27 protein-coding genes are annotated in these 26,716 nt (G+C 64.3%); 13 read left to right on the forward strand and 14 right to left on the reverse strand.

What is annotated here, in order from left to right:
* Positions 1–208 precede the first annotated feature (208 nt).
* The 5 genes from AC6H0R_RS10280 (at position 209) to AC6H0R_RS10300 (ending at position 4,616) form a co-directional block, all read left to right on the forward strand.
* Positions 209–577: a diacylglycerol kinase gene (locus AC6H0R_RS10280; RefSeq protein WP_497581552.1), complete on the forward strand. Its 369-nt coding sequence runs from the start codon at positions 209–211 to the stop codon at positions 575–577.
* Positions 578–644: 67 nt separating this feature from the next.
* A complete protein-coding gene (locus AC6H0R_RS10285) occupies positions 645–1,829 on the forward strand; it encodes a glycosyltransferase family 4 protein (protein ID WP_497581553.1) in 1,185 nt (394 codons plus the stop codon).
* On the forward strand, positions 1,826–2,653 hold the full coding sequence (locus AC6H0R_RS10290) for a UDP-2,3-diacylglucosamine diphosphatase (protein WP_497581280.1): 828 nt from the start codon (positions 1,826–1,828) through the stop codon (positions 2,651–2,653). Before AC6H0R_RS10285 ends, AC6H0R_RS10290 begins: the two co-directional genes overlap by 4 nt.
* Positions 2,654–2,722: 69 nt before the next feature.
* Positions 2,723–3,886 carry a UbiH/UbiF family hydroxylase gene (locus AC6H0R_RS10295; protein ID WP_497581554.1) on the forward strand — a complete coding sequence of 388 codons (1,164 nt, stop codon included), beginning with the start codon at positions 2,723–2,725 and terminating at the stop codon, positions 3,884–3,886.
* A 13-nt stretch (positions 3,887–3,899) separates the two neighbouring features.
* Entirely contained in the window at positions 3,900–4,616 is a 717-nt protein-coding gene (locus AC6H0R_RS10300) for a DsbC family protein (RefSeq protein WP_497581281.1), read from the forward strand.
* 31 nt (positions 4,617–4,647) lie between these two features.
* Here the strand turns inward: AC6H0R_RS10300 and mltA are convergent, their stop codons facing one another.
* Positions 4,648–5,844, reverse strand: coding sequence for a murein transglycosylase A (mltA, locus tag AC6H0R_RS10305; protein WP_497581282.1), 1,197 nt, complete (start codon positions 5,842–5,844; stop codon positions 4,648–4,650).
* Between the two features lie 181 nt (positions 5,845–6,025).
* Between mltA and AC6H0R_RS10310 the strand changes: the two genes are divergently transcribed.
* Both AC6H0R_RS10310 and AC6H0R_RS10315 read left to right on the forward strand, forming a co-directional pair.
* Positions 6,026–6,892, forward strand: a complete 867-nt coding sequence (locus AC6H0R_RS10310) for an ATP-binding protein (RefSeq protein ID WP_497581283.1) — start codon at positions 6,026–6,028, stop codon at positions 6,890–6,892.
* A 2-nt stretch (positions 6,893–6,894) separates the two neighbouring features.
* The gene (locus tag AC6H0R_RS10315; protein ID WP_497581284.1) at positions 6,895–7,833 is read left to right on the forward strand and encodes a Nudix family hydrolase; all 939 of its coding nucleotides are present in this window, start codon (positions 6,895–6,897) and stop codon (positions 7,831–7,833) included.
* Here the strand turns inward: AC6H0R_RS10315 and AC6H0R_RS10320 are convergent.
* From AC6H0R_RS10320 to AC6H0R_RS10370, 11 genes are all read right to left on the reverse strand, one after another.
* Complete coding sequence (locus AC6H0R_RS10320) at positions 7,830–8,027, reverse strand: DNA gyrase inhibitor YacG (RefSeq protein ID WP_497581285.1); 198 nt, start codon at positions 8,025–8,027, stop codon at positions 7,830–7,832. The genes AC6H0R_RS10315 and AC6H0R_RS10320 overlap by 4 nt on opposite strands.
* 1 nt (position 8,028) lies before the next feature.
* Positions 8,029–8,784: a cell division protein ZapD gene (zapD, locus tag AC6H0R_RS10325; protein ID WP_497581286.1), complete on the reverse strand. Its 756-nt coding sequence runs from the start codon at positions 8,782–8,784 to the stop codon at positions 8,029–8,031.
* 88 nt (positions 8,785–8,872) lie between these two features.
* A complete protein-coding gene (gene coaE / locus AC6H0R_RS10330) occupies positions 8,873–9,484 on the reverse strand; it encodes a dephospho-CoA kinase (RefSeq protein WP_497581555.1) in 612 nt (203 codons plus the stop codon).
* A gap of 2 nt (positions 9,485–9,486) precedes the next feature.
* Positions 9,487–10,179 (reverse strand): SPOR domain-containing protein, encoded by a 693-nt coding sequence (locus tag AC6H0R_RS10335; protein ID WP_497581287.1) that lies wholly within the window; start codon positions 10,177–10,179, stop codon positions 9,487–9,489.
* 67 nt (positions 10,180–10,246) lie between these two features.
* The gene (locus tag AC6H0R_RS10340; protein WP_497581288.1) at positions 10,247–10,981 is read right to left on the reverse strand and encodes a type III pantothenate kinase; all 735 of its coding nucleotides are present in this window, start codon (positions 10,979–10,981) and stop codon (positions 10,247–10,249) included.
* On the reverse strand, positions 10,978–11,760 hold the full coding sequence (locus AC6H0R_RS10345) for a biotin--[acetyl-CoA-carboxylase] ligase (protein ID WP_497581289.1): 783 nt from the start codon (positions 11,758–11,760) through the stop codon (positions 10,978–10,980). Before AC6H0R_RS10345 ends, AC6H0R_RS10340 begins: the two co-directional genes overlap by 4 nt.
* 80 nt (positions 11,761–11,840) lie before the next feature.
* Entirely contained in the window at positions 11,841–13,271 is a 1,431-nt protein-coding gene (gene ntrC / locus AC6H0R_RS10350; RefSeq protein WP_497581290.1) for a nitrogen regulation protein NR(I), read from the reverse strand.
* Positions 13,272–13,307: 36 nt separating this feature from the next.
* The gene (gene glnL / locus AC6H0R_RS10355) at positions 13,308–14,378 is read right to left on the reverse strand and encodes a nitrogen regulation protein NR(II) (protein ID WP_497581291.1); all 1,071 of its coding nucleotides are present in this window, start codon (positions 14,376–14,378) and stop codon (positions 13,308–13,310) included.
* Between the two features lie 57 nt (positions 14,379–14,435).
* Positions 14,436–14,936, reverse strand: coding sequence for a DUF4124 domain-containing protein (locus tag AC6H0R_RS10360; RefSeq protein WP_497581292.1), 501 nt, complete (start codon positions 14,934–14,936; stop codon positions 14,436–14,438).
* Positions 14,937–15,117: 181 nt separating this feature from the next.
* Positions 15,118–16,527, reverse strand: coding sequence for a type I glutamate--ammonia ligase (gene glnA, locus AC6H0R_RS10365; protein WP_497581293.1), 1,410 nt, complete (start codon positions 16,525–16,527; stop codon positions 15,118–15,120).
* 268 nt (positions 16,528–16,795) lie between these two features.
* Positions 16,796–17,974, reverse strand: a complete 1,179-nt coding sequence (locus AC6H0R_RS10370; protein WP_497581294.1) for a cation diffusion facilitator family transporter — start codon at positions 17,972–17,974, stop codon at positions 16,796–16,798.
* A gap of 53 nt (positions 17,975–18,027) precedes the next feature.
* On the opposite strand from AC6H0R_RS10370, the gene AC6H0R_RS10375 reads away from it, so the two are divergent.
* Genes AC6H0R_RS10375 through clsB form a run of 4 tightly spaced genes read left to right on the forward strand, consistent with a single transcriptional unit; the run spans position 18,028 to position 21,538 of the window.
* Complete coding sequence (locus AC6H0R_RS10375; protein ID WP_497581295.1) at positions 18,028–18,480, forward strand: rhodanese-like domain-containing protein; 453 nt, start codon at positions 18,028–18,030, stop codon at positions 18,478–18,480.
* 19 nt (positions 18,481–18,499) lie between these two features.
* Positions 18,500–19,600, forward strand: a complete 1,101-nt coding sequence (nadA, locus tag AC6H0R_RS10380; RefSeq protein WP_497581296.1) for a quinolinate synthase NadA — start codon at positions 18,500–18,502, stop codon at positions 19,598–19,600.
* Between the two features lie 43 nt (positions 19,601–19,643).
* The gene (locus AC6H0R_RS10385) at positions 19,644–20,384 is read left to right on the forward strand and encodes an endonuclease/exonuclease/phosphatase family protein (protein ID WP_497581297.1); all 741 of its coding nucleotides are present in this window, start codon (positions 19,644–19,646) and stop codon (positions 20,382–20,384) included.
* Entirely contained in the window at positions 20,381–21,538 is a 1,158-nt protein-coding gene (gene clsB / locus AC6H0R_RS10390; RefSeq protein WP_497581298.1) for a cardiolipin synthase ClsB, read from the forward strand. Before AC6H0R_RS10385 ends, clsB begins: the two co-directional genes overlap by 4 nt.
* A gap of 8 nt (positions 21,539–21,546) precedes the next feature.
* Here clsB and AC6H0R_RS10395 read toward each other — a convergent pair whose 3' ends face one another.
* Positions 21,547–21,966, reverse strand: coding sequence for a CoA-binding protein (locus AC6H0R_RS10395; protein ID WP_497581299.1), 420 nt, complete (start codon positions 21,964–21,966; stop codon positions 21,547–21,549).
* A gap of 26 nt (positions 21,967–21,992) precedes the next feature.
* Positions 21,993–22,910, reverse strand: coding sequence for a tRNA glutamyl-Q(34) synthetase GluQRS (gene gluQRS / locus AC6H0R_RS10400; RefSeq protein WP_497581300.1), 918 nt, complete (start codon positions 22,908–22,910; stop codon positions 21,993–21,995).
* Positions 22,911–23,034: 124 nt separating this feature from the next.
* Between gluQRS and AC6H0R_RS10405 the strand changes: the two genes are divergently transcribed.
* Both AC6H0R_RS10405 and AC6H0R_RS10410 read left to right on the forward strand, forming a co-directional pair.
* Positions 23,035–24,750: a FecR family protein gene (locus AC6H0R_RS10405; RefSeq protein WP_497581301.1), complete on the forward strand. Its 1,716-nt coding sequence runs from the start codon at positions 23,035–23,037 to the stop codon at positions 24,748–24,750.
* A gap of 2 nt (positions 24,751–24,752) precedes the next feature.
* Positions 24,753–26,711: a CHASE2 domain-containing protein gene (locus tag AC6H0R_RS10410; RefSeq protein WP_497581302.1), complete on the forward strand. Its 1,959-nt coding sequence runs from the start codon at positions 24,753–24,755 to the stop codon at positions 26,709–26,711.
* The last annotated feature ends 5 nt before the right edge of the window (positions 26,712–26,716 follow it).

Consider the following 26,716-nt stretch of genomic DNA (forward strand, 5'->3'; position numbering starts at 1 on the left):
GCCCGCGCCGATGATAGTGCAGATACCTGTGTGAAAGTAGGTCATCGTCAGACTAACCCCATATGCAAAAAAGCCCGCTCAAACAGAGCGGGCTTTTTTGCGTCCACGACACATACATGCTCAGCAGTACAACCCCATGAATGCAGTGCCGCTGTCATCGAAAGCTGGCATGATCGACGGCATTGCGATCAACCGGCGAGTTGGCATGATGGAAAGTCCGCATAAAGGGAAGTCAGGCTTCCGGCGCATCTGGAATGCCTTTCATTACTCTCTGGATGGTCTGTCGGCGGCCTATCGTCATGAGGATGCATTCCGCCAGGAACTGCTGCTGGCGCTGGTTCTGATCCCGACCGGCTTCTGGTTTGGCGAGAACGGGGTAGAGAAGGCTCTTCTGGTCGGAAGCGTGATGCTGGTCTTGTTGGTAGAGCTGATCAATTCGGCCATCGAGGCGACCGTGGATCGCATTTCACTTGATGAGCACCTGCTGGCAAAGCGCGCCAAAGACATCGGGAGCGCTGCAGTGCTGCTCGCATTGCTTCTGCTGGCAACGGTATGGGGACTTGTCCTGTTGCTGTAGCCTCTGTAACGCAAAAGGCATCAAGTCGTCATGCTTCTGTATTCATCGCGGCCTAAGCTGCGATGCCATGAATGTCGACACTCTTGATGCACAGGAATTCTGGAATGATCCCGGTCTGCGCATAGCGCTGGTTACGGAGACCTATCCTCCAGAGGTCAATGGTGTCGCAATGACACTGCGCTGCATGGTCGAGGGGCTGATCGAACGTGGGCATCGCGTGCAGTTGATCCGCCCCCGTCAAGCGGCGAATGATGAGCCGCAGACCGAACCCGATTTTGATGAAGTGCTGGCGAAGGGCTGGAAGTTGCCGCGTTATGACGGTCTGCATTTCGGACTGCCAGCACGAGCCCGGTTGTTGAAGCTTTGGCAGCGCCAACGTCCCGATCTCGTGCATGTCGCCACCGAGGGGCCGCTGGGCTGGAGCGCGGTCTCGGCTGCACGCAAGCTGCGTATCCCTGTAACGTCGGATTTCCATACCAACTTCGATCATTACAGCCGTCATTACGGCGTCGGCTGGCTGCGCAGGCCGGTTTCGGCCTACTTGCGCAGCTTCCACAACCGGACTGCTCGGACCTTTGTGCCGACTTTGGCCATGGCGGCCGATCTCGCAGAGCAGGGATATCGTGCGGTCGACGTCGTTGCCCGCGGGGTGAATACCCAGTTGTACGACCCCGCGCGGCGCGACCCGGCGTTACGCGAGGCGTGGAAGGCAGCGGCAGACACTCCGGTTGTTTTGTACGTGGGGCGCCTTGCCGCCGAGAAGAATCTGCCATTGGCCTTGCAGGCGTTCCGGGTGATGCAGGCACAGAACCCGAAGGCGCGCTTCGTCCTCGTCGGAGATGGCCCGATGCGCGCTGCGCTTGCGCGGGACAACCCTGACTGTGTGTTTGCTGGCATGCGCACCGGCGAGGATCTGGCGAGTCACTATGCTTCGGCGGATCTGTTTCTGTTTCCGAGCGTCACTGAGACCTTCGGTAATGTGACCCTGGAGGCAATGGCCAGCGGTCTGTGCGTGGTGGCCTATGACTATGCGGCAGCCGCGGACGTGGTTCGCAATGGCGAGAACGGGGTGCTGGCAGCCTTTGATGACGAAGAGGCCTTCATTCTTGCGGCCAGAGGTTTGATTGGCGAGCCACAGCGCTGCGCAGCCATCGGTGAGCAGGCTCGTGAAACGGCGCTCACGCTGGATTGGGGCGCGATCAATGATCGCTTTGCGGCCGCCTTGCTCGAAGTCTGGAAGGAGGCGCAATGACCCAGGTCCGTGCGGTATTCATTTCAGACGTGCATCTTGGAACTCGTGCATGCCAGGCGGACCGCCTGCTGGCCTTTCTGCGCGAGTATGAAGCCGACCACCTCTACCTGCTCGGAGACATCGTCGATTTCTGGGCGATGAATCGCAGCATCCAGTGGGCGGCGTCGCACAACACGGTGGTGCAGAAGGTCCTGCGCCGGGCACGTCACGGTGCCGAAGTGATCTTCATTCCCGGCAATCATGACGAGGCCTTGCGCGAGTATGCCGGTGTGTCATTTGGCGACATACGCGTCGAGCGCGACTGGGTCCACGTTGCGGCGGACGGCCGCAAGTACTGGCTGATTCATGGTGATGAATATGATCAGGTGACGCGTCATCATCGCTGGGTCGCCGTGCTCGGAGACGTGGCCTACAACGCGTTGGTGCGCGTCAATCTGCTCATTTCCAAACTGCGTCGTCTGTTTCGAAGGCCGGGTTACTGGTCGCTGGCCGGCTACGCCAAACAGAAGGTCAAGAAAGCCGCCAGCTTCATTTTCGACTTCGAGGATGCAATCGTTCATGCAGCGCGGCAACGTGGAATGGATGGCGTGATCTGCGGCCACATCCACTGGGCGGCGGATCGCGATGTGGGCGGCGTGCGCTACCTCAATTGCGGGGATTGGGTGGACACCTGCAGTGCGGTCGTCGAGTACATGGACGGGCGCATCGAAGTCGTGCGCTGGGGCGACATGGCCCTGGCAGATGAGGCATTGGCCGCCGCGGCTGCTTCGGCGCGAGAGGCTGACGCCGCACGGGTTCCAGCCAAACAGACGACTTCGGTCTGATTCATCCGCTTCAGTGACTTCCATGCGGTGCTCGGGCAGAATGGGCCGGTTTTCCGGTGGTGTCCGAGCATGGAATGTGATGTCCTGATCGTTGGAGGAGGGCTTGCCGGCGCGAGTCTGGCGGTGGCCTTGCGCGGCAGCCGCCATCGCATTGCGCTGGTCGAGACCCGCCCGCCGGTTCGCCCGCAAGGCTGGGATCAGCGTGTCTACGCGGTCAGTCCCGGCAGCAAGGCGTTTCTCGAGCGTATCGGCATTTGGAGCCATCTTGATGAGTCCCGCACGGTGGCGCTGGATGGCATGGCCATTCACGGTGATGCCGGCGGGCGCCTCGACTTCACCGCCTATGATGCCGGGCTCGGCGAATTGGCCTGGATCGTCGAATCCTCGCAGATGCATCTCGAGTTGTGGGAGACGTTGCGACGTCAACACAATGTCGAACTGCTGTGTCCGGCCAGTCCGGCGGCGCTGGAGATTGGTGATGCGGGTGCCGTGCTGCTTCTTGATGACGGTCGGAACTTGCGCGCCAGGTTGGTGGTTGCTGCTGATGGCGCCAATTCCTGGGTGCGGGAACAGGCCGGCATCCAGGCCACGGTTTCGCCGTATGGCGAGCTCGGAGTGGTTGCTAACTTCCGCTGCGAGAAACCGCATCGCAACATCGCACGGCAATGGTTTCGGGACGATGGTGTGCTGGCATGGTTGCCGTTGCCGGACAACCGCGTCTCGATCGTGTGGTCTACGCCCGAGGCGCATGCCCAAAGCCTCCTCGCGCTCAGCCCGGAGGACTTCGCGCAGCGGGTCGCTGAGGCTGGGGAGCACGAGCTTGGTGCGATGCAGCCGGAAGGGGCGCCGGCGGCCTTTCCTCTGCGATTGCTGCGCGTCAGCGAGACGGTTCGCCCCCGGCTGGCTCTGATCGGCGATGCGGCCCACGCCATTCACCCTTTGTCCGGCCACGGCATCAATCTTGGTTTCAGCGACGCCGCGGAGCTGGCCCAGCATCTGGGAGAATTGCCTGCCTGGCGCGATCCAGGTGAGCTTGCCGTACTGCGCGCCTATGCGCGCGCGCGTGCCGAGGAGCCGGCCTTGCTGCAGGGGCTGACACACGCGTTGAATCACCTTTTCGCCACCGATAGTCCGGTCGTGCGCAAGCTGCGCAATCAGGGCATGAACCTTACCGCGCGGCTGCCGGTCCTAACCAACGCTCTTGTCCGCTACGCGACAAACGGCAAATTCTGAAACGGAGAACTGCATGTCGATCAACAAGCTGCGCACGGTGTTGTGCGCGACCGCACTGCTGGGCGCAAGCATGGCGCAGGCCAATGAGCAGGCAGTGAAGAAGGCGATGAATGACTTCATCGGCGATTCGGCGGTGGAGTCGGTTCGCAAGACGCCTTATGCCGGCATGTACGAGGTGTTGCTTAAAAGCGGTGACCTGCTCTACACCGACGAGAAGGTCGGATTCATCATTGACGGGCGCATCATCGACACCGCACGTCGCGTCGATGTGACCGACGAGCGCCGCAACCAGCTTTCCGCGATCGACTTTTCGATCCTGCCGCTTGAGAACGCGATCAAGCAGGTGCGCGGCGATGGCTCACGTGTGCTTGCGACCTTCGAGGATCCGAACTGCGGTTACTGCAAGCGCCTCGGGGCCGAACTGGCTCTGATGGACAACATCACCGTCTACACCTTCCTGTATCCGCTGCTCGGGCCGGATTCGGTCGCCAAGTCGAACAACATCTGGTGCGCAAGTGATCGGTCCAAGGTCTGGAATGAATGGATCCTCGACAACAAGACGCCGCCGACGGCCAAGTGTGACACCGCAGCGGTGCAGGCCAACGTCGCGCTCGGCCGAAAGCTGCGCATTCAGGGAACGCCGACGCTGTTCTTTGCCGATGGTCGTCGTGTCGGGGGCTTCCTGCAGGGTCCGCAACTCGAGAAAGTGTTCGCGGAAGTGAAGAAGTAAGTCGGGTGGCCGGACTACCCGGCCACCATCATCATCCCCCGGGCTGCATTCCCTTCGGCAGCAACACCCACATGCGCCCCTGCTGGCGCATGCGTCCGGCCTGCTCTCCGGCCTCCGGTCCCGTCCCCCAGTAGAAGTCGGCGCGCACCACGCCACGGATGGCGCTGCCGGTGTCCTGCGCCATCATGATCCGGCGCAGCGGCCGCTCCGACAGTGGATGGGTGGTGTCGAGGAACACCGGAGCGCCCAGCGGCACGTAGCGGGGGTCGGCAGCAATGCTGCGCCCAGCGGTCAGCGGCACACCCAGCGCACCGATGGGGCCTTCGTTGGCCGGCGGCAGCTCGCGGAAAAAAACGTAACTCGGGTTGGCGTGGAGCAACTCCTCAAGCCGCTGCGGGTTGTTGCGCGCCCACTGCCGGATGCCCTGCATGGACGCCCGATCCAGTTCCAGTTCGCCACGTTCGATCAGCCAGCGCCCGATCGAAGCATAGGGATGGCCGTTCTGGTCGGCATAGCCGATGCGCACCCGCGTACCGTCATCGAGCTCCATCTGCCCCGAACCCTGCACCTGCAGGAAGAACAGATCCAGTGCGTCTGCGGCCCAGAACAGGGTCTTGGCCGGAAAGGCATCGCCCATCGCCGCGATCTCGCCGCGCGTCCAGTAGGGCACCAGGCGGTTGCCGACCAGGCGGCCGCGCAGACGCATGTGGCGCAGATCGGGCTGTTGCCCCGCCAGCTCAACCGAAATCATGTCGGCGGGCGGAGCGTGCACCGGCCAACGGTGGTTTGCGGAGGGGCTGCGGCTGCCCTTGATGACCGGCTCGTAGTAGCCCGTGACCATGCCCTCGCGCGTGCTGTCGGGATTGACTGCGGTCCAGGGCGTAAAGTGCTTCTCGAAAAAATTGCGTACCCGGCGGTTGGACGGCGAGTCGCCGAGTGCGGCGGCGGCGGCGCAAACATCTCCCCAGCCCGCGCGTCTGGCGAGTACCGAGCAGCTGCGCTGCAGTGCGGGCCAGGCTTCTGCATGGCTGTCTGACGACCAGTCGGTCAGATCGGCCCAGGTTCCTTCCTGCAGCGGGACTGCCGCGGGCGGAGGGGGCTGCTCGGCGGACGGGCACACAGGGCAAACCGGGCAGGCCGGTGGGGTCGGGCATTGATTGGCGACGGCCGGAGCTGCAGTCAGCAGCACGGCGAAGGGCAGCAGTGCGCGCAGGAAGAATGGATTCATGTGGGCTTCGGGTAAACTCGGCAATTTGCGCAACGACAGTATACGGGCCGTCCGATGCCCAGGGGAGCGAACATGTGGGTGATTCTGCTGGAAGCCGCAGTTGCGTTGATCCTGCTGCTGCTCATCGTATGGTTCACGCTGCCGTCACGACGCAAGAACAAGCAACAGGACGAGAACGCTGATGAATGAACTTGCAAGTTTCCTGGCCCGAGCCGAGCAGTTGCTCGAACGGGTTGAGCGCATGTTGCCCGCCGCGGCGCAGGAGCCTGACTGGAAATCCGCCATCGCCTTCCGCTGGCGACGTCGCGAAGGACGCACCTGGCTGCAGCCGGTGACGCACCCGCATCCGATCCGGCTCAAGGATCTGTGTGACATCGACGACCAGAAGGAGCGCATCGAGCTCAATACCCGTCAGTTCGTCGAGGGGCGCTACGCCAACAACGTATTGCTGACTGGTGCCCGCGGCACGGGCAAGTCCTCGCTGGTAAAGGCCTTGCTTAACGCCTACGCGAAGAAGGGGCTGCGTCTGATCGAAATCGACAAGGACGATTTGATCGATCTGCCTGATCTCATCGAAATGGTGCAGGACCGTAGCGAGCGTTTCATCGTTTTCTGTGACGACATGTCCTTCGAGGACGCCGAGCCTGGCTACAAGGCGCTCAAGAGCGTGCTGGACGGCTCGATCTCGGCGCTGCCCGACAATGTGCTGATCTACGCCACCTCCAATCGCCGGCACCTGATGCCCGAGTACCACGACGAGAACCAGCAGACGCGCCACGTCGGCGGCGAGATCCATCCGGGAGAGGCCATCGAGGAGAAGGTCTCGTTGTCCGAGCGCTTCGGCATGTGGATCTCCTTCTACCCGTTCTCACAGGAGGAGTACCTGCAGATCGTGGCCTACTGGCTCAAGGCCTATGGGCTGGATCGCAAGGCCATCGAGGCGGCACGTGCGGAGGCGCTGCAATGGGCCTTGCAGCGCGGCTCGCGTTCGGGCCGCGTGGCGACACAGTTCGCACGTGATTACGCCGGCCGCGCCGGCCTGGTGTGACCGTGAGCAAGCGTGTGGAAGTGGCTGCGGGCGTCATCGTCCGCAGCGATGGCTCGTTCTTGCTTGGGCGTCGCGCGCCAGGCACTTTCTACCCCGGATACTGGGAGTTTCCCGGCGGCAAGGTCGAGCCGGGCGAGGATGCCGCGGCCGCACTGATCCGCGAGCTCGACGAGGAATTGGGTATCCGTGTGAAGGCGCTGGAGCCTTGGATCGTGCGCCGGCACGACTATGAGCACGCCTGCGTGACCTTGCGTTTCTTTCGCGTCACGCAGTGGGATGGCGAAATCAACGATCACGTGCACGACGCGCTGTCGTGGCAGCTTGCCGAGGCGTGCGAGCTTGGCCCCATGCTCCCGGCCAACGGGCCGGTGTTGAAGGCGCTGCGTTTGCCGTCGTTCATGGGGATTACGCACGCACTGGAAATCGGAGCTGATGAACAGTTGCGGCGGGTGGACGCGGCGCTGGCCGGCGGTCTGCGGCTGATCCAGATCCGCGAGGCAGGCATGCCGCCGGATGCGCTGCTGCACTTCACCCGCGAGACGCTCGCGCGTGCGCGCGAGCACCGCGCCATCGTGGTCGTCAATGGTGCGCTCGATGTTGCAAAAGCGGCTGGGGCCGATGGCGTGCACCTGAAAAGCAGCGATCTTGCGGGCGCCGCGTCCCGGCCGGATTTCGAATGGGTCGGAGCGTCTTGCCATGACCGTCCGGAGCTTGAGCGCGCGGCGTTGCTGGGACTGGATTACGCACTGCTCGGACCTGTCAGGCCGACGATGACCCATCCTGGCGCGAGCGGAATCGGTTGGGCGCGCTTTGCCGCGTTGGCGGCGGATCTGCCGATGCCGGTGCTTGGTCTGGGGGGCTTGTCAGCCGAGGATGTGGACGAGGCGCGCGCGCATGGCGCGCACGGCGTTGCCAGCATCCGTTCGGCCTGGCGCGCCTAGTTGTCGCGGGGAGGTTCTTGATCGTCGTCGGGTGGGGCGTCTGCCGCAACCCTGTACTCTTCGGAGGCCCAGGCGCCGAGATCGAGTTGGCGGCAGCGTTGCGAACAGAAGGGTCGGTACTTGCTGGCCGCCTCCCATTTCACCAGCGTGCCGCATTGCGGGCACTTGACGGTCAGTTGCTTTGTATCGGGCATGTCAGATGCTGCAGAACGTCAGTCCGAACTGCACGTCGCGTTCGGTCGGACGCGGGCGTGCAAGGGTTTCCGGACACAGGAAGCGGATGTTCAGTGCGAACTTGTTGGCACTGATCTCGGGGACAACCTGACCGCCCCCTTCAATGCTCACGCGCACCAGCTGTGCTGTGCGGCCGGTCATGGCGAGCTGATGGCAGCCGTGGCGCGCCACCAGTGATTCGGTATGCCCGCTGGCGCGCAGCAGCCGCAGCACAATGGTGAGCCCGTCGCGGATCGGCAGCATGGGGGTGGACCATGTTGTCAGATCATGCCGCCTTGATACGGCGTCACGGCTGAGCCAGTAGTGGTAAGAGGGCAGGTCGAACTGGCACACCCCGCCAGGAATCGCTGCACGGCTGCGGATGGCCATCAGCCACTCGTTCTCGCGCAGGTACTGGCCAACTTTGCCGGCCATGGCCTGCAGCGAGGATGAGGCCTGTTCAATCTCGTACAGCGCGCCGTCCAGCGCCTGCTCGGAAATCTCGGGATTGTTGCGGAAGGCCATGAGGATCTGGCGCTGGCGCTCCAGTTCCTGCATGAGATCGACCTTGAGTTCGGTGCGTCCGGCGACTTCCAGGACGTCGAACAAAGTCAGCAGCGCCACGTGATGTTCATGCGGGCCGTCACTGCGGCAGAAGTAGGCGAGCCGGGCGTACAGGTCTTCCAGACGCAGCAGAGTGCGAATGCGTTCGCTCAGTGGGTATTCGTAGCTGATCACTGCTTCGCGCCCGGTCCTTTTGTGGCTTGCTGCCTGTGTTTCAGCCAAGGATGATAGCACAGCGAAATCGACCGTCAGGCCCGCAGCTTCAGGCCTTTGCTGCAGCGAGATAACGTTTGTGCAGTGCGTCGATCTGGCGATGCAGGGCGGGGAGATCCGTGCTGTTGTCGACGACATCGTCGGCTGCAGCCAGGCGTGTGTTCCGGATGGCCTGGGTCGCCATGATGGCGTGCACCTGCTCCGCGGCAAGACCGCTGCGCGCGGTGACGCGGCGCACTTGCTCGTCCTCCGGGCAATCAATGACGCAGACCCGGTCGCAACGTTGTTGCCAATGTCCCGATTCGATCAGCAGCGGAACGGCCAGCACAACGTAAGGGGTCGTCGCGGCGTGGCAGCGCAGTGCGCTTTCAGTGCGGATCAGCGGGTGGAGGATGGCCTCAAGGCGTTTGCGCGCGTCCGGGTCGGCAAACACCAGGGCACGCATGGCTGCGCGATCCAGGGCGCCCCTGTCGTCGATGAGCGCATCGCCGAATGCCTTGCGGATGGCCGCGATGGCGCCACCGCCTGGGCCGGTCAGCGCGTGGGCGATTGCATCGGTATCGATCACTTCAATGCCAAGCGCGGCGAAGCGCTCGGCCGCAGCGCTCTTGCCGCTGCCAATACCGCCGGTGAGACCCACGATGTAGGGGCGATCCGCCATGGTCACGGCGAGCAGGTCTCGCGCGCGTCAGGTCCCAGGCTTGTCTTCAGCTCAGCCGAAACGGAATCGAGCGAGGCCTCGGGGCCGCGCAACTCGATCCGGTAGCGGCCGATCGTGCCGGGGATGATCTCGGCGCTGTTGACGCCTTGCGCCCGCAGGTTCTGGAGCCGCTGTTCTGCTGCGGCCTCTGACGAGAACAGGCCGAGCGACACAGACCAGCGGTTGGGACCTTCGCCGCGGATCAGATACATGTCGGACACGCCGCGCTGTTGCAGGGTGGCCAGGCGTTGTTCGCCGGCTTCGGCGCTGGCTGCGGGCGGGATGCGTACGCGCCAGTTGGCAGGCTCATCAAGGGTTTGCTGTTTGAGCGTGACGGTATTTCGATGGTTTTCTGCCACGGCCGTGGCCTGGGCGAGTGCCGTGCGTCCGATGATGCCGTACGCGATGCAGGATTCGACCGGCGGGGAGGGTGGGGCGGAGGGCGGAGAAACTTGGGCCTTGCTGCTGTCCGCCGCGAGCGGGATGGTTGTGCGGGTGTTCGAGCGTTGCGTGGCGCTGGCCGGCGGGCGAACTCCGGGTTGCATTGCGTCGGGCCGGATTTGGTTGGTCAGGCGCTCGGGCTCGCCGCGCAGTTCGGAGTGGCCCAGCCAGCCCATGTGTCCGCCCGCGAAGGCGACCAGATTGAGCAGCAGCAAGATGAGTAGCAACGACCGTAGCGACATGCGCGCACTTTAACGCATGACGCCTGGTTTGCGCGCTGGCTCAGCCACGAGTGGCGTCACAGGCGGTGGCTGCCACGGCGAGCCCGCGCAGTACGAGGTTTTCGATGCGGCGCACGGGAATCGACAGCAGGGGCTCCAGGCGCAGTGCATTGCCGCCTGCCAGCAGACACAGCGCATCTTTTTCGGCTGCGATGCGGGCGAACATGCGTTCGATGGCGCCGGTCTGGGCGTACAGACACCCCGTTACGATGGCATCGACCGTGTTGCGCGGGGGATCCTGCGGGTCGCCGTCGGCGAGCGGAAGCTGGGCCGTGTCGCGCGCCAGGGAACGACGCATGAGTTGCTCGCCGGGCAGGATCAGGCCGCCGTGGAAGCGACCCTGTGTGTCGAGCAGATCAATCGTGGTCGCTGTGCCGGCGCACACCACGATGGCCGGCCCCGCATGCAAGGCGCGGGCGCCAACCAGGGCAGCCCAGCGATCCGGGCCGAGCTGAGCGGGCTGCTCATACAGATTGGTCACACCGCACAGACTGGGCGAGGCCAGCAGCCAGCGCAATGTGATGCCGTGAGCGTGAGCACGCTCCTGCAACGCGGCCCCGCAGGCTTCGCCTGCGACGTTGACGCCAAGGGCTTGCGTCAGTCCGGGGAAGCGGTTCAGCGTGTCGTGCAGTGCGTCGGCCTCTGCGTGCGCAAGCGCGCCTTCCTCCAGCCACTGCTCGCCGTCGACGACCGCCCATTTGAGCCGTGTGTTGCCTGCGTCCAGAAGCAGTCTCATGCCGAGGCCCTCAGTGAAACCTCGCCTGACAGGATGCGGTGGGTGCGAGAGGCTTCACGCAGCAGCAGCGCACCATCGTCAGCCACGCCGTCGCAGACACCACGCAGCTCGCCGGTTTCGCTGCAGATGCGTACCGCTTGTCCGGCAAAAAAGTCGCGCGACTGCCAGGCCGTGCGCACGGCTGCGAAGCCCCCTGCACTGAAGTCGAGCAGCCGCGCGTGCAAGCATTTCAGCACCATGCTGAGTACCTCTTCGTCGGTGGCCAGTCGGCCAACATGCTGCTGCAGCGCGGTTGCGCCTGGCGGAAGTGCGTCGGGTGTTGCGCGCAGGTTGAGGCCAATGCCGATGATCGCGCGCTTTGCGCGTTGCTGCCCGGAGACCAACTCGACCAGAATGCCGGCCAGTTTTTGCCCGTCGCAGAGTACGTCATTGGGCCATTTGAGGGCGACTTCGCGTGCGCCGAGCGCTTCCACGGCTTCGGCCAGGGCGAGGCCGACGAGCAACGAAAGCCCGCTCGGCGGAGGGGCGTTGGCAGGCAGCTGCCATGCGCAGGAAAATGTGAGCCCCTGTCCGGCGGGTGAAAGCCAGGTCCGCCCGCGACGGCCGCGGCCAGCGTTCTGGCGGTGCGCCAGCACAAGCTGAATGGCGTGATCCGTCGGCGCGCGTGCGCTCAGAAGGTCATTGGTCGAGGCGCATTCGTCTACGCATTCGAGTGAGAAATGTGCCGCCGCGTCGCCGAGGAGGTCGGCAACGCGGTGCATGGAGAGCAAAGGGGGCACGCCGGCGGACTCGGATGGAAAGCGCCATTATCGGCCAAGCCCGGCTGCCCGGCCAAGTGCGTCACGGCGCCTTGCCTTGGCTAGTCGCCGTGCTCGGCTTCGAGCGAGGCGGAGTGCCGGACGTCTTCGATGTCGAGATCCTGGATCTTGCGCGTGATGGTGTTGCGTCCGATGCCAAGCAGCTGTGCGGCTTCAATCTTGCGCCCACCGGTGGCGACCAGCGCACGGCGAATGAGCGTGCGTTCGAAGCTGTGAGACAGCTTCTCGAACACCTCTCCGGGCGCATTGGCCAGCATGCGGTCGACATCACGCGCGAGGCTTTCGGTCCAGTCAGCAGAGGGGGCGGTACTGGGCTGGTCGCGCAATTCGGGCGGCAGGTCGGCCAGATCGACGACCTGCCCAGGCGCCATCACGGTGAGCCAATGACAGACGTTCTCGAGTTGCCGCACGTTGCCGGGGAAGGAGAAGCCCTGCAGATGACGCAGCGCCGCCTCGGAGATGCGTTTGGCGTCGACGCCCAGATCCTGGGCGCTTTTCTGCAGGAAGTGACGTACCAGGATGGGGATGTCTTCCTTGCGCTCGCGCAGCGGCGGCAGGCGCAGGCGGATGACGTTGAGGCGGTGGAACAGGTCTTCGCGGAACAGGCCCTGACGTACGCGCTCTTCGAGATCCTGGTGAGTGGCGGCGATGACGCGGACGTTGGCGCGGATCGGTTGCTGGCCGCCGACGCGGTAGAAATGCCCGTCAGACAGCACGCGCAGCAGGCGCGTTTGCAGTTCCGCGGGCATGTCGCCGATCTCGTCGAGAAACAGCGTGCCGCCTTCGGCTTGTTCGAAACGCCCGCGGCGCTGGGCCGCTGCGCCGGTGAAGGCCCCACGCTCATGGCCGAAGAGTTCGGATTCGAGCAGATCGCGCGGAATGGCTGCGGTGTTGATGGCAATGAAAGGCGCGTCACGCCGCGGGCTGTGGCGGTGCAGGGCGCGGGCGACGAGCTCCTTGCCGGCGCCCGATTCGCCGTTGATCAACACGGTGGCGTGTGACTGCGCCAGACGCCCGATCGCCCGGAACACCTCCTGCATGGACGGAGCCTGCCCCAGGATCTCGGGGGCGACCGGTGCTTCGGCCTCTGCACCGCTCTGGTGCGTGCTCTGCTCCAGTGCCCGCTGTACCAGCGCAAGCGCCTGGTCGACGTCGAAGGGCTTGGGCAAATACTCGAAGGCGCCGCCCTGGAAGGCCGATACGGCGCTGTCCAGGTCGGAGTAGGCGGTCATGATGATGACCGGCACGCTGGGGTGTTCGGCCTTCATCCGCTGCAGCAGCTCAAGGCCCGAGCGTCCGGGCATGCGGATGTCCGAAATCAGCACGCTGGGCGGGTGCGGAGTCTCCTCGAGCGCGGCGATGGCGTCGTTCGCCGAGGTGAAGCTCTCATGAGCGATATCCTCTCTCGACAAGGCCTTTTCGAGCACCCAGCGGATGGAGCGGTCATCATCGACGATCCAGACGGTATTCATGATCAATGCACTATTCTGGTGCGCGTTGGGCAAGCCCTATGCGCGGTTGGAAATCGGCAGCAGGAGGGTGAAGCACGTGCGGCCGGGTTGGCTCTGTACGTCGATCATTCCCTGGTGTTGCTCCACAAAGCTTTGCGCGATCGATAGGCCCAGACCGCTGCCGCCTTCGCGCCCCGAGACCAGCGGATAGAAGATCTTGTCGAGGATCTCATCCGGGATGCCGGGGCCGTTGTCGATCACTTGCAATTCCAGTGCCAGTTTGAAGCGGCGCTTGGCCAGCGTGACCTGGCGTGCCACGCGCGTGCGCAGCAGGATCTCGCCGTCGCCGTCCATGGCTTGCGCGGCGTTGCGTGTGATGTTGAGGATGGCCTGGATGAGTTGCTCGCGGTCTGCAGTCAGTTCGGGCAGGCTCAGGTCGTAGTCGCGCTTGACCGTGACCTGCGGAAACTCGGCGAGAATCAGCCGGCGCACGCGTTCGAGCACGTCGTGCATGTTGATCTGCGCCGGACGCATGATGCTGTGGGCCGAGAGCAGGCGGTTCATCAGGTCCTGCAGGCGGTCGGCCTCGGCAATGATGACCTCGGTGTATTCGCGCAGCACCGGGTCGGTCAGCTCGCGTTCAAGCAGTTGCGCCGAGCCACGGATGCCACCGAGCGGGTTCTTGATCTCGTGGGCAAGGTTGCGGATGAGCTCGCGGTTGGCCTGCTGCTGCTGCAGCAACTGTTCCTCGCGCGCCACGCGCAGTTGCGCGTCGATGGGGCGGAACTCCAGCAGCAGCGCCACGCCGTCGGCTTCGGCCGGTGTGACGGTGCAGTCCAGTCGCAGCGCTTCGCCGTCCGGTCGCGGGACCTTGATGTCCTGCCCGGTGTAGCTCCAGTTCAGGTCCAGCGCGTTGTCGAGGGCTGCGTCGAGCGTGGGTGACTTGCCAAGCAGCTTGTGCAGCGGCATGCCGACCAGCTTGCGATGGCTGATTGCGAAGAGGTTCTCCGCGCCGGCATTGAGGTAACGGATGATCCGCTGGTGGTCGGTCAGCACTACCGCGGAGGAGAGCAGATCCAGGCCCGCGAACGGGCCGTCGAGCTTGTGGTGTGAAGCGGTGTTCGGCATGTTTCCTCGCCTGATGTTTTGCTCAATCAAAGCAAAATCCAGGCCACGCGCCGAAACTCACCGCAAGCGGGAGAGCTCCCGCTGCAGGGATTCGATGTTGCGTTCGTGGAGTTCGATTTGATTGGTGTACTGCTGCAATCGTGCATTGCGCTTGGCACCGTTGATGCCGCCGCCCACGTTGCGCTCCTCGGGCGGAAAGGTTTCTTCCTGAACCTTGAACTCGGTGCGTGCTGCCGCAAGCGCTTCCTGCTCGTTCTTCAGTTCGTTCTGGAGGATTTCGCGGCGGGCGCTGTCGCGGGCCTTCTGGTCTTCCGACGAGACGCGCGGAAAGCTGCTCTGCGTGGTGGCCGGGCGTGGGGGTGCGGAGGATTCCGAAGGGGCTGCACGTGCCGGTACCGATGACACCGGCTGATCGCCGGTCATGGGCTGACAGCCGCGCACCAGCGTACGGTCGTTGGTGTAGGTCGTCCGACCGCGATCGTCTACGCACTTGTAGACGGTGGCCTGGGCTGCAGTGGAAATCAGCAGGCCGAGCAGTAACAGTGCTGTTCTGGTCATCAGGGTTCCGTGTGTTCGCCGCAGTTGCTGTGACGTGCGCGCTGGCCGAACGGTTCATCCGTCGAGGGCCCGGCGTGCCGCTTGCGGTCGAGTGCATCGGTACATGCATGACGATTAGAACCCATAAAAAAGGGACGGGCAATGCCCGTCCCTTTTGCTTACTGCCGAATCGCAGAAACGATCACAGGCTGTAGTACATGTCGAACTCGACCGGGTGGGTCGTGACGCGCAGACGGTTGACGTCCTCGGACTTGAGCTCGATGTAGGCATCGATGAAGTCGTTGGAGAACACGCCGCCACGGGTCAGGAACTCGCGGTCCTTGTCCAGTTCGGCCAGCGCCTGATCCAGGCTGAAGCACACGGTCGGGATCTGTGCGTCTTCTTCCGGCGGCAGGTCGTACAGGTTCTTGTCGGCCGGATCGCCCGGGTGGATCTTGTTCTGGATGCCGTCCAGGCCGGCCATCATCAGCGCGGCGAAGCACAGGTACGGGTTGGCAGCCGGATCCGGGAAGCGCGATTCAATACGACGACCCTTGGGGTTAGCGACGTACGGAATACGGATCGAAGCAGAACGGTTGCGTGCCGAGTAGGCCAGCTTGATCGGCGCTTCGTAGTGCGGCACGAGGCGCTTGTACGAGTTGGTCGACGGGTTGGTGATGGCGTTGAGCGCCTTGGCGTGCTTGATGATGCCGCCGATGTAGTACAGCGCGGTCTCGCTCAGGCCTGCATAGCCGTTGCCGGCGAACAGGTTCTGACCGTCTTTCCAGATCGACTGGTGCACGTGCATGCCCGAACCGTTGTCGCCAACGATCGGCTTCGGCATGAAGGTGGCGGTCTTGCCGTACTGGTGGGCCACGTTGTGCACGATGTACTTGAGCGCCTGCGTCCAGTCGGCGCGCTGGGTCAGCGTGCTGAACTTGGTGCCGATTTCGCACTGGCCGGCGTTGGCGACTTCGTGGTGATGCACTTCGACCGGGATGCCGACCGACTCGAGCGCCAGGCACATGGCAGCGCGGATATCGTTGAGCGAATCAACCGGCGGGACCGGGAAGTAACCGCCCTTGACCTTCGGACGGTGACCAGTGTTGCCGCCTTCGAACTTGTCGGCGGTGGACCAGGCAGCTTCTTCCGAGATGATCTTGCTGCTCACGCCCGACATGTCGACCGACCACTCGACCGAGTCGAAAATGAAGAATTCGGGTTCCGGGCCGAAGTAGGCGGTGTCACCGATGCCGGTGCTCTTCAGATAGGCCTCGGCACGCTTGGCGATCGAGCGCGGGTCGCGGTCGTAGCCCTTGCCGTCGGACGGCTCGATGACGTCGCAGGTCAGCACCAGCGTGGTTTCGTCATAGAACGGGTCGATGTAGGCCGAGCTGGCGTCCGGCATCAGGATCATGTCCGAAGCCTGGATGCCTTTCCAGCCGGCGATCGAGGAGCCGTCGAACGGGTGACCGTGCTCGAAGTGTTCTTCTTCGAACGCGGACACCGGCAGGCCGACGTGCTGTTCCTTGCCGCGGGTGTCGGTGAAACGGAGGTCAACGAAGCGGACTTCGTTTTCCTGAATCAGCTTCATGACTTCTTGAGAATTCATATCCACTCCTGGTGAAAAGATGCGAATCGGTGGGCGCGTTGTAACTTCCCCGCGTCCTTCAAAGCAGTTTGCGTGCCAGATTTCCTGCGTAGTGCGGTGTCATGCTGTCCCCGATGTCGTTGGTTTCGGGGATTCGCAAAAGCTCAATCTGCTGTGGCAGATACGCAAGATGGCGCTTGCGGCCAGCGGCGTCGAATCCATGAAGCCCGGAGCCGTGCCGGACTCCGTATGCACCATGATGATGCATCGCACGGAATAGTTTGCATCATCATGGTGCGCGCTGCACGAAAAAGGTGATTGAACGGTACTCCGGGTGCGTTTTCAGCCATTCGTCGATGCGGCATTTCAGTGCATCGGTATCCAGGTCAATCGCGCTGTCGGCATCGAGCAGCACCTCGGCTTCGACCCGCCCGCCGACATAATGCAGCAGCACCCGGATGGCTTGAGCCTGATCGTTGGCCAGGAGCTGGCCGATGACGTGCGTGACCTGCTCGCGGTCCGGCAGCTTGCCGGCGCTGGCGTTCTGCAGCAGGTGGTCATCTTCGGGGTCGATGTGTACGAGGATGTCACGCACCTCGGGGTGGGCTTTGCGGATGGCTGCATGCACGCTGTCCGATATGCGGTGGCCTTCGGATACCGAGATGTAGGGATCGACCATGATGTGGGTGTCGCACAGCACGCGGTCAGCCATGCGCCGGGTGCGCATGTCGTGACTGCCGACGACGCCCGGCGTTGCGCGGACCGTGCTGCGGATGCGTGCGACCTGGTCAGCCGGGAGGCCCGTGTCGATCAGCTCGCGCATGGCGCGCCAGCCCAGCCGCACACCGATGCGCAGGATCAGAAAGCCGACCAGGGCAGCGGCCAGCGGCTCAAGAAATGGGTAGCCGGCCAGACTGCCGCCAATGCCGACGGCCACGACCAGCGAGGATGCTGCGTCGGAGCGAGCGTGCCAGGCATTGGCTTCAAGCACCGGGGCCTTCAGGCGGCGGCTTGCGGCCAGTGTGAAACGGAACAGCCCTTCCTTGGCGAAGAGTGTGGCAACAGCCATGTACAGCGCGGCCATGTGCAGGGCCGGCGCCTCTTCCATGTGCTGCAGGCGATTGCCCGATGCGAGCAGGAAGCCCAGCCCAACGCCGCACAGCACCAGGCCAAGCAGCAGCGCTGCAGCGGTCTCGAAGCGACCGTGACCATAGGGATGGTCTGCGTCGGCCGGCTCGGCCCCCTGTCGGCCGGCGAACAGCACCAGCAGATCGGTGAACAGGTCGGAGAGCGTGTGCGCAGCGTCGGCGACGAGGCTGAAGGCGTTGGCAAATACACCGACCACGATTTGCCCGACGGCAAGCGCCATGTTGGTGCCTATGGCCACCAGGGTTGCGCGCTGAATGCCCCGGGAACGCTGGCCTTCGTGCGTCTGTGTGCGGTGCAGGGGGGAGGCGCTACGGGCCATGGTGGGCTCTTCGGCGTATAATTGCGGGTTTCGATTCTAGTCTGATCACGGTCATGGGCAAATTGAACGAAATCCTCGGTCTGGCGCGCGAACGCGCCGAACGTCTGGGCCTGCCGTATGCCGGAGCTCTCACGCCGACGGAAGCCTGGGAAGTGCTGCAACATGCGCCGGGCGCGAAACTCGTCGACGTGCGTACGCGGGCGGAGTGGGATTGGGTAGGGCGCGTGCCCGACGCGGTTGAAATCGAGTGGCTGAGTTATCCGGGCAGCGCTCCCAATCCGGTCTTTGCGCAGCAACTGCAGCGCGAAGTGGATTCCGAAGCGCTGGTCATGTTCCTGTGCCGCTCGGGCGGGCGATCGGACAAGGCAGCACGGCTGGCCGCCGAGTCCGGTTATGCCGAAGCCTACAATATCCTCGAAGGCTTTGAGGGCGATCGCGACGCCAACGGCCAGCGCAATCGTGTCGGTGGCTGGCGCCACGCAGGCTTGCCCTGGACTCAGGGCTGATCAGGCATCCGGGAAAATCATGACGCAAGCCATCATCCGCTTTGATCGTTTCAACCAGCTGCAGGACGACGAGGCGCAGGAGCGCATCCTCGCCGCGCGCGCCCGTCTGGGCAGTCGCGCCGTGCTGCTGTGTCACCACTACCAGCGCGCCGATGTGTATCGCCACGCCGACCTCACCGGCGATTCGCTGCGCCTGGCCAAACTCGCCTCGCAAACCGATGCCGAGTACATCGTGTTCTGCGGCGTTCATTTCATGGCCGAAGTCGCGGACATTCTGTCGAAGCCGCAGCAGATGGCCATCCTGCCTGACCTCGCGGCCGGGTGTTCGATGGCCGACATGGCCAGTCTGGCCAAGGTCGAGCGCTGCTGGCGTGAGCTGGCGGAGGTACTCGGTACGCCGGATGAGCTCATCACGCCCGTCACCTACATCAACTCCGCGGCTGACCTGAAGGCCTTCTGCGGCGAGCACGGCGGCATCGTGTGTACGTCGACCAACGCGCCGAAGATTCTCGACTGGGCCTTCGCGCAGCGCGAGAAGGTGTTGTTCTTTCCGGACCAGCACCTGGGGCGCTGGACCGGTCACAAGAAGGGCATCGCTGCCGACGAGATGGTGGTGTGGGACCCTGATCTGGAATACGGCGGCCTCACCCACGAACAGATTCGCAAGGCGAAGATCCTGTTGTGGAAGGGTCATTGCTCGGTGCACCAGATGTTCCAGGAGAGCCACATCCGCCGCTGGCGCATGCAGCACCCGGACGGCTTCGTGATCTCGCATCCGGAGAGCAGCCTCGAGGTGTGCCTCAACTCGGATCACGTCGGTTCCACCGAATACATCATCAACACCATCCAGGCCGCGCCAGCCAATACCAAGTGGTTGGTCGGCACCGAGCTGAACCTGGTCAGCCGCCTGGCTGAGGAGATGCGGCCTGAGGGCAAGATGGTGCAGTTCATGGCGCCCACGGTGTGCATGTGCTCGACCATGCAGCGCATCGACCCGCAGCATCTGGCCTGGGCGCTGGAGAACCTTGCGGACGGAAACGTCGTCAACCGTATCAGCGTGCCCGAGCACGAAGCGGAGCTTGCCCGCCTTGCCCTCGATCGCATGCTGGAGGTGTCCTGAACGGCCCGTTCGCGGGCGCCTCCCTGGCCGCCCGGGTGCGTAAATGAAGCTCAAGGTCTGCACGTACAACATCCACAAGGGGTTTTCCCACTTCAACCGGCGCATGGTCATTCACGATCTGCGTGAGCGCCTGCGTGCGCTCGATGCCGACGTGGTGTTCCTGCAGGAAGTGCAGGGCATGAACCTGCGCCATGAAGCTGCGCACCTGAACTGGCCTGCCAACCCGCAACACGAATTCCTCGCCGACGACCACTGGCACCAGACCGCCTACGGACAGAACGCGCTGTATGACCACGGCCATCACGGCAACGCCATCCTGAGCCGCTTCGACATCGTCTCGTCGTACAACCAGGACGTCTCCGACCATCGCTTCGAGCAGCGCGGCCTGTTGCATTGCGAGGTCGATCTGCCCGGCGGGCCGCAGACTGCGCATTGCTTCTGCGTGCATCTGGGCCTGATTGGCGGTAGCCGGCGGCGCCAGATGGCGGCGCTGGCCGAGCGCATCGAGCGTATCGTGCCGGCGGACGCGCCATTGATCATCGCAGGTGATTTCAACGACTGGCTCAATCGTGCCGAGCCGCAACTGGCGCAACGCCTGGGGCTGGTCGAAGTCTTTCGCGGTCGGCCGGCGCGCAGCTACCCGAGCCGAATTCCGGTGCTGCGGCTCGATCGCATCTATGTGCGCGGCTTCGAGATCGAGTCCGCCGAGGTTCATGCCGGAGCCATCTGGGGCAAGATCTCCGACCACGCCCCGCTCACCGCTTCGCTGGAGCTGGCGGCGTGAGCAGTCTGGTCAGCGGCAACCGCGTGGTGCTGCTGGAAAACGGCGAGGCCTACTTTCCGGATGTGTTGGCCGCCATTGCCGAGGCCACGCGCGAAGTTCACCTGGAAACCTATGTGTTCGAGAACGACGCTACCGGCCGGCGCGTTGCCGACGCCCTGCGTCGTGCGGCCCAGCGTGGCGTGACGGTTCGTGTGCTGGTGGATGGGTTTGGCGCACGCCCCTTCGTCGACAGCATCATGAGCGGCCTGGAGGCCGACGGCGTGCAGGTGCTGGTGTATCGGCGCGAGGTAGGCGGCTGGCGCTTTCGTCGTCACCGGCTGCGCCGCCTGCATCGCAAGATCGTTGCCATCGACGGGCGCGTGGCGTGGGTCGGCGGTATCAACATCATTGATGACATCCGCGATGGCGGCCCGCCGCATCCGCGTTTTGACTATGCCGTGCGTGTAGAGGGGCCGCTGGTCGCGTCCATCGTGCATGCCGTGCGCCACCTGTGGTGGCTGGTGTCCTGGGCTCACCTGCGTGAACGCGGGGCGGCTCCGCGGCGTCCTGCACGCAGACCGAAAACGGTCGGTGACATGCGCGCGGCCTTTGTGGTGCGCGACACCCTCGGACATCGGCGGGACATTGAGGACGCCTATCTGGACGCCATTCACGGTGCGGCCGAAGACATCACCATTGCCTGCGCCTATTTCTTTCCCGGTCGGCTGTTCCGTCAGGCGCTGGTTGATGCCGCCGCCCGTGGTGTGCGCGTGACGCTGCTGCTGCAGGGCCTGGCGGATCACCCGACGCTGGCCTATGCCACGCGTGCCCTGTACCCGTACTTCCTGGGGCATGGCATTCGTCTGTTCGAGTACCACCGCAGCGTTCTTCATGCCAAGGTGGCCGTGGTCGACGGGCGCTGGGCCACGGTCGGGTCGAGCAACATCGACCCGTTCAGCCTGCTGCTGGCGCGGGAGGCCAACGTGGTGGTGGAAGACGCCGGCTTCGCTGCCGAGCTGCGCGAGAGCCTCGGGCGTGCGATGCAGGTCGGCGCCACCGAGCTGCGCCCGGAAGACTGGAAGCGCCTGCCGCGCCTGCGGCGCACGCTGTCCTGGCTGGCCTATCAGTTCGTGCGTCTGGTCGTCGGTCTGGCCGGTTTTCGCGGCCGGCACTGAGCGCCGGCTCAGCTGTGTGGTGATTCGAACAGCCGCGCGTACTCAACCTGGATGCACAGGTCCATCACCACGGCCAGCCCGGCCGCCTCGGCGATGGCTTCGGCCTCGGCGCTGACCAGCCCGAGCTGGATCCACAGACTCTTCGCGCCGATCGCGACCGCGTCCTGCGCGATCGGCGGAATGTCGTCGGGGCGGCGGAAGACGTTGACCATGTCTACCGGGCCCGGAATGTCGCGCAGGCTCGCATAGCACTTCAGGCCATCGATCTCGGTGCACTGCGGATTGACCGGAATGATCGTGTAGCCGCGCTCGCGCATGAACTGGGCGACGTAGTGGCTGGGGCGGTCGGGCTTGTCGGACATGCCGACCACGGCGATGTTGCGCGTGCGCTTGAGCAGGTCGTGCAATTGCTGATCAGTCTGGAGCATGGTCAGGCCTGTGGTTTGAAAGAGCGTCATTCTGACCCGAAAGCCGCGGGCAATGGCGCGCTTGAGGTGCGCGGAACGGCATCCAGTAGCCAGTGCTTCATCCCCCAGGCATGTACTTCAGCGAGTGGCGCGCGCACCAGTTCGAGAGGTGGATCCTGGCCCAGGAAGGCCAGCGCGGCGTGCAGGGCGGCGCTGGGGGGCGTCTTGTTGATGGGGCGAGCCAGTGTCTGCTTCGAGAGTTTGTCGCCAGCGTGATCCAGCACCACCGGAACGTGTGCGTAGCGCGGTGTCGTGAGGCCGAGCGCTTGCTGGAGCGCGATCTGGCGTGAAGTGGACGCCAGCAGATCGGCGCCTCGCACGATGTCCGTCACGCCCGCTTCGAAGTCATCGACGACGACCGCGAGCTGGTAGGCGAACAGGCCATCGGCCCTCAGCACCACGAAATCCCCGACATCGCGCTCCAGGTCTTCATGTTGCGCGCCCTGGATGGCGTCGTCGAACTCCAGTGTGCCCAGTGCCCGCAGCCGCCAGGCGCGCGCCTCACGGCCTGGGGGGAGTCCGGCGCGACAGGTGCCGGGATAGACCCGTGAGCCGTCCGGCGCGAGTGCGGAGTCTGCGAGTTCCTTGCGGCTGCAGGCGCACGGGAAAAGGTGGCCGCCGGCGCGCAGTTGCTCAAAGGCTGCGCGGTAAGCTTCATTGCGATGACTTTGCCACACCGGCGCGGCATCCCACTCAAACCCGAAGCGCTGCAATGTAGTCAGGATGTCTTCGGCCGCTCCCGGCACGCAACGAGGGGTGTCGACATCGTCGATGCGCAGCAACCAGCGCCCGCCGGACGCACGGGCCTCAAACCAGCTCGCTGCCGCTGCGACCAGCGAGCCGAAATGCAGCGGACCGCTGGGTGACGGAGCGAAGCGCCCGGTGTGGCTTGCAGGAGCGGTCATGCCGTCATGATGCATGGGCAAGGCGGGTTTGGGCGGCAGCACGGCGGAGGGCGAAGGTTAGTGTCACAGCGGTCGAAATAGTACGGGGGTTTATCGCAACAACGTCTCGGTTTCGTGCGTTTTGGTGAGTTTTCGGGAGGGGTGGAATTGGTACGATCTTCGGTTTATCCGCCGTCCGTTGATGCGGCCGGACTGCGCTCCATTCTGCGGGAAGCCTGTTGTGATGCATTTGATCCGTTGCCTGTTGTTTTACGTTGCTTTGGCCTGGTGCGCCGTCTGCGCCGCAGGCGACTGGCAATACGTCGTGAAGCCGGGCGATACGCTGATCGGAATCGCCGACCAGTATCTGCAGCGGCAGCACGATTGGCCAAAACTGCAGGCCGCGAACCAGGTGGCGGATCCCCGACGGCTCATGCCGGGCGAATTCATCCGCATCCCGCTGCATCTGTTGCGTCTGGAAGCCGCATCGGCAACGGTGATTCACGTGCGCGGCCGCGTCAAGCGCGTCCGCGGCGCGCTTTCCAGCGAAGTCGTGTTGGGCGACATGCTGAGGTCTGGCGACGAGCTGCTTACGGAGAGCGACAGCAACGTCAGTCTGCGCTTTGTCGACGGATCTCGTCTGCTGGTTTCGGAGCACAGCCGGTTGGTGTTCACGAAGCTGAGCCGCTATCGCGGCACGGGCATGGCAGAGACGGTCATCCGGCTCGATGAAGGCGATCTGGAGAGCCGGGTCGAGACGCAGCGTGCGCCGGCCGGCCAGTACCGCATCGAGAGCAAAGCGCTCAATCTCGGCGTGCGCGGCACGCGCTTCAGGGCGGAAGTGGCGGCTGACGGCACGGCTCGCAGTGGGGTGTTGCAGGGCAGGGTTGCCGCAACCGCCGAGCGAGTCGCCCAGCCGGTCGTGCTGGACGCCGGGTTCGGCACGCTGGCGCGCCCCGGGCAGGCGCCTGCAGCGCCGATCAAACTGGCTCCGGCACCGGACTTGAGCGGGTTGCCAGGCAAGATCCAATATCTGCCCGTACGGCTTTCGTGGCCGCGCTCGTCGCAAGCGGCGCGCTGGCGGGCGCAGATATTCCCGATCGACAATGAAGATGCGCTGTTGCTTGATGCCGTGCTCGATGCGCCTTCGACGAGCTGGACGGATCTGCCCGACGGGCAGTATCGGCTGCGTGTGCGCGCCGTGATGGAGAACGGCCTGGAAGGCCTCGAAAGCCTGCATGACTTCGAACTGGCTGCCCGGCCCGAGGCACCGCTGGCGTTGGCTCCGCAGGCCGGGCAGCGGATGCGTGGTGACAACGTGACGATGCGCTGGGCGCAGCCACATGGCGTCGCCGTCTATCGATTGCAGCTTGCCGGGAACGCGGAGTTTGATCCGGTGCTGGTCGATCTGCCGGACTTGCGCAAGAACCAGGCACGCATTGATCTTCCCCCGGGTGATTACTTCTGGCGCCTCGCGAGCATCGACGGCAAGGGGCATCAGGGGCCGGTGGGTCCGACGCATGTCTTCAGCCAGATGTTGTTGCCTGAAGGTCCGGCGCTTGGGGCAAGCGAAGTGCAGGAGGACGCCACGGTGCTGCAGTGGCATGCCAGTGAGCCCGGGCTGACGTGGCGGGTGCAGGTGGCCCGCGATGCCGACTTCGCAGACCTGATTGCGGAGGCGGAGGTGCGCGAACCCCGCTTCCGTCTTGAGACCGGTGCTGAGCGGATGGTGCATGTGCGGGTGCAAGCCATTGATCAGGACGGTGTAGCCGGGCCCTTTGGCGTGCCGCAGCAGATCGAACGGCCGTCCGATTCCGAGCCCTGGTGGTTGATGATTCTGCCGATTCTGCTGGTGCTCTGAGCATGCAGCGGGCACGGGCGTTGCGACCCTGGGTGAGGCGTTTTCTCGACAGCCCCTGGTTGATGCTGACAGTGCCGTTGCTGGTGGTGTTGCTGGCGGCAAGCAGCGCGTTCTTCTCCCGAGTGGAAGGATGGCTGCAGGACTCGGTGCATGAGCTGGCGGTGCCCGCCCGGTCCTTTGATGACGTGCTGCTGATTGCCATCGACGACGCATCGCTGGCTGAGCTGAAGCCCTATCTGGGCGCCTGGCCGTATCCAAGAAGCATCTATGCCTTGCTGCTCGACTATCTCGGCGAGATGCAGGTGCGCGCCATCTTCTTCAATATCCTCTATGCCGATGCACGCGAAGGGGATGAAGCCTTCGCGGCCGCGCTGGGGCGCCATCCCGAGGCTGTGCTGGGGGCCGCCGCCTTGCGCGGTCGTGGCGGGCTGGAGGGCGCATCCGGTTTGCCCGAGGGCGTGCTCTGGCGTCAGCCCGGGTTGTCGCCGGTGCCGTCGATGCCGTGGGGCGCGGTCGCCCTGCCGGCACCGATGCTGCGGGGATGGGAAGGGCTGCCGCGTGTCGGGGTGCTCTCCGTCGAATATGACCCGGATGGTGTTTTGCGCCGGGTGCCCTTGCTGCACCGGATCAACGACGGTTATCTGCCGTCTGCCGTGCTGGCCACCTTGCAGCAGGATGCCGAGCAGCCCGTGCTGGAGCGGGCCGCGGCCGGTGGGTTGATCGTGAATGGCAGGCATTGGCCGGTGGCGGAGAACGGGTCGGTCAGGCTGTTGTTCCCGCCCAACGTCGAGGCTGTGCAGCTGTTGTCGTTCTCGACGCTGGTGAAGGCTGCGCTCGGCAAGCCCGGCTCTGCCCTCGACCCGGAGCGCCTGCGTGGCAAGACGATATTCCTTGGTCAGACTGCGCTGTTTGCGGACCGCGTCAATACGCCGAGCGGCGTGATGAGCGGGACACAGTTCTGGGCGCTGGCGCACGGTGCGTTGCAGAACGGACATTTTCTGGCGCCGCCTTCCCCCGTATGGAACGGCGTATTGCTGGCCTGCGGGCTGCTGCCGTTCGGATTGGTCCTGGTGTGCCGTGAATCGTCGCGCAGGCGATGGCTGTGTGTGCTCGGCAGTGCCGTGTCGGCGTGCGTCTTGATCATCGGCCTGCATCTGGCGTTGCTGAACGGGCAACAGGAAAGCTGGCTGGCGCTGCCCCTGCTGGTCGTGTTCATGACGTCGTTGCTGACGATGTATTGCCTGCTGCATCGCCGCGTGCGTCAGGCGGTGGCGGTCGAGCAGGAGAGCGAGCAGCAGCGACAGTTGCTCGGGCTCGTGTCGCACGAGCTGAAGTCGCCCCTGGCGGCGATCGACCTCACCTTGCAGAACCTGGCGCGTCTGGACGGCGTGCCGCCCGAGATCCATGCGCGCCACCAGCGGCTGCATCGGGCCAGCCGGCGTCTGCAGGGCTTGATCGACGAGTATCTCAATGCCGATCGGCTGGCGGGCAGTGACCCTGTTGCAGCAGGCGAGCGCTTTGATCTGCGCGGGGTGGTTGAAGAGGCGGTCAGGTTGAGCGCCGAAATGGCCGGACGGCCGAACATCGCCACGGCGTTGCCGTCGGTGCCTGCAATGATGCGCGGAGACCGCAAGTACATGCTGACCGCGCTGAGCAATCTGATCGATAACGCCGTCAAGTATTCGCCGTCGAATGCACCGGTCAGCGTCGCGCTTGCCGGTGATGGACGCGACTGGTCGCTCAGCGTGCGTGACGAGGGTTGCGGCGTTCCGGAGCAAGATCATGCGCGCATTTTCGAGCCCTATTACCGTGCTGAGGGGGTCCAGCAACCCGGCAACGGTCTGGGTCTGGCGCTGGTGCGCCAGATCGTTACGGCGCACGGTGGAAAGGTCGGGGTGAGGAGTTTGCCCGGGCAGGGGGCGAGTTTCGTAATGCATATTCCGATGGATGGAAAGTCTTGATATGG

This window comes from Pseudazoarcus sp. NS36 (genome assembly GCF_059703705.1).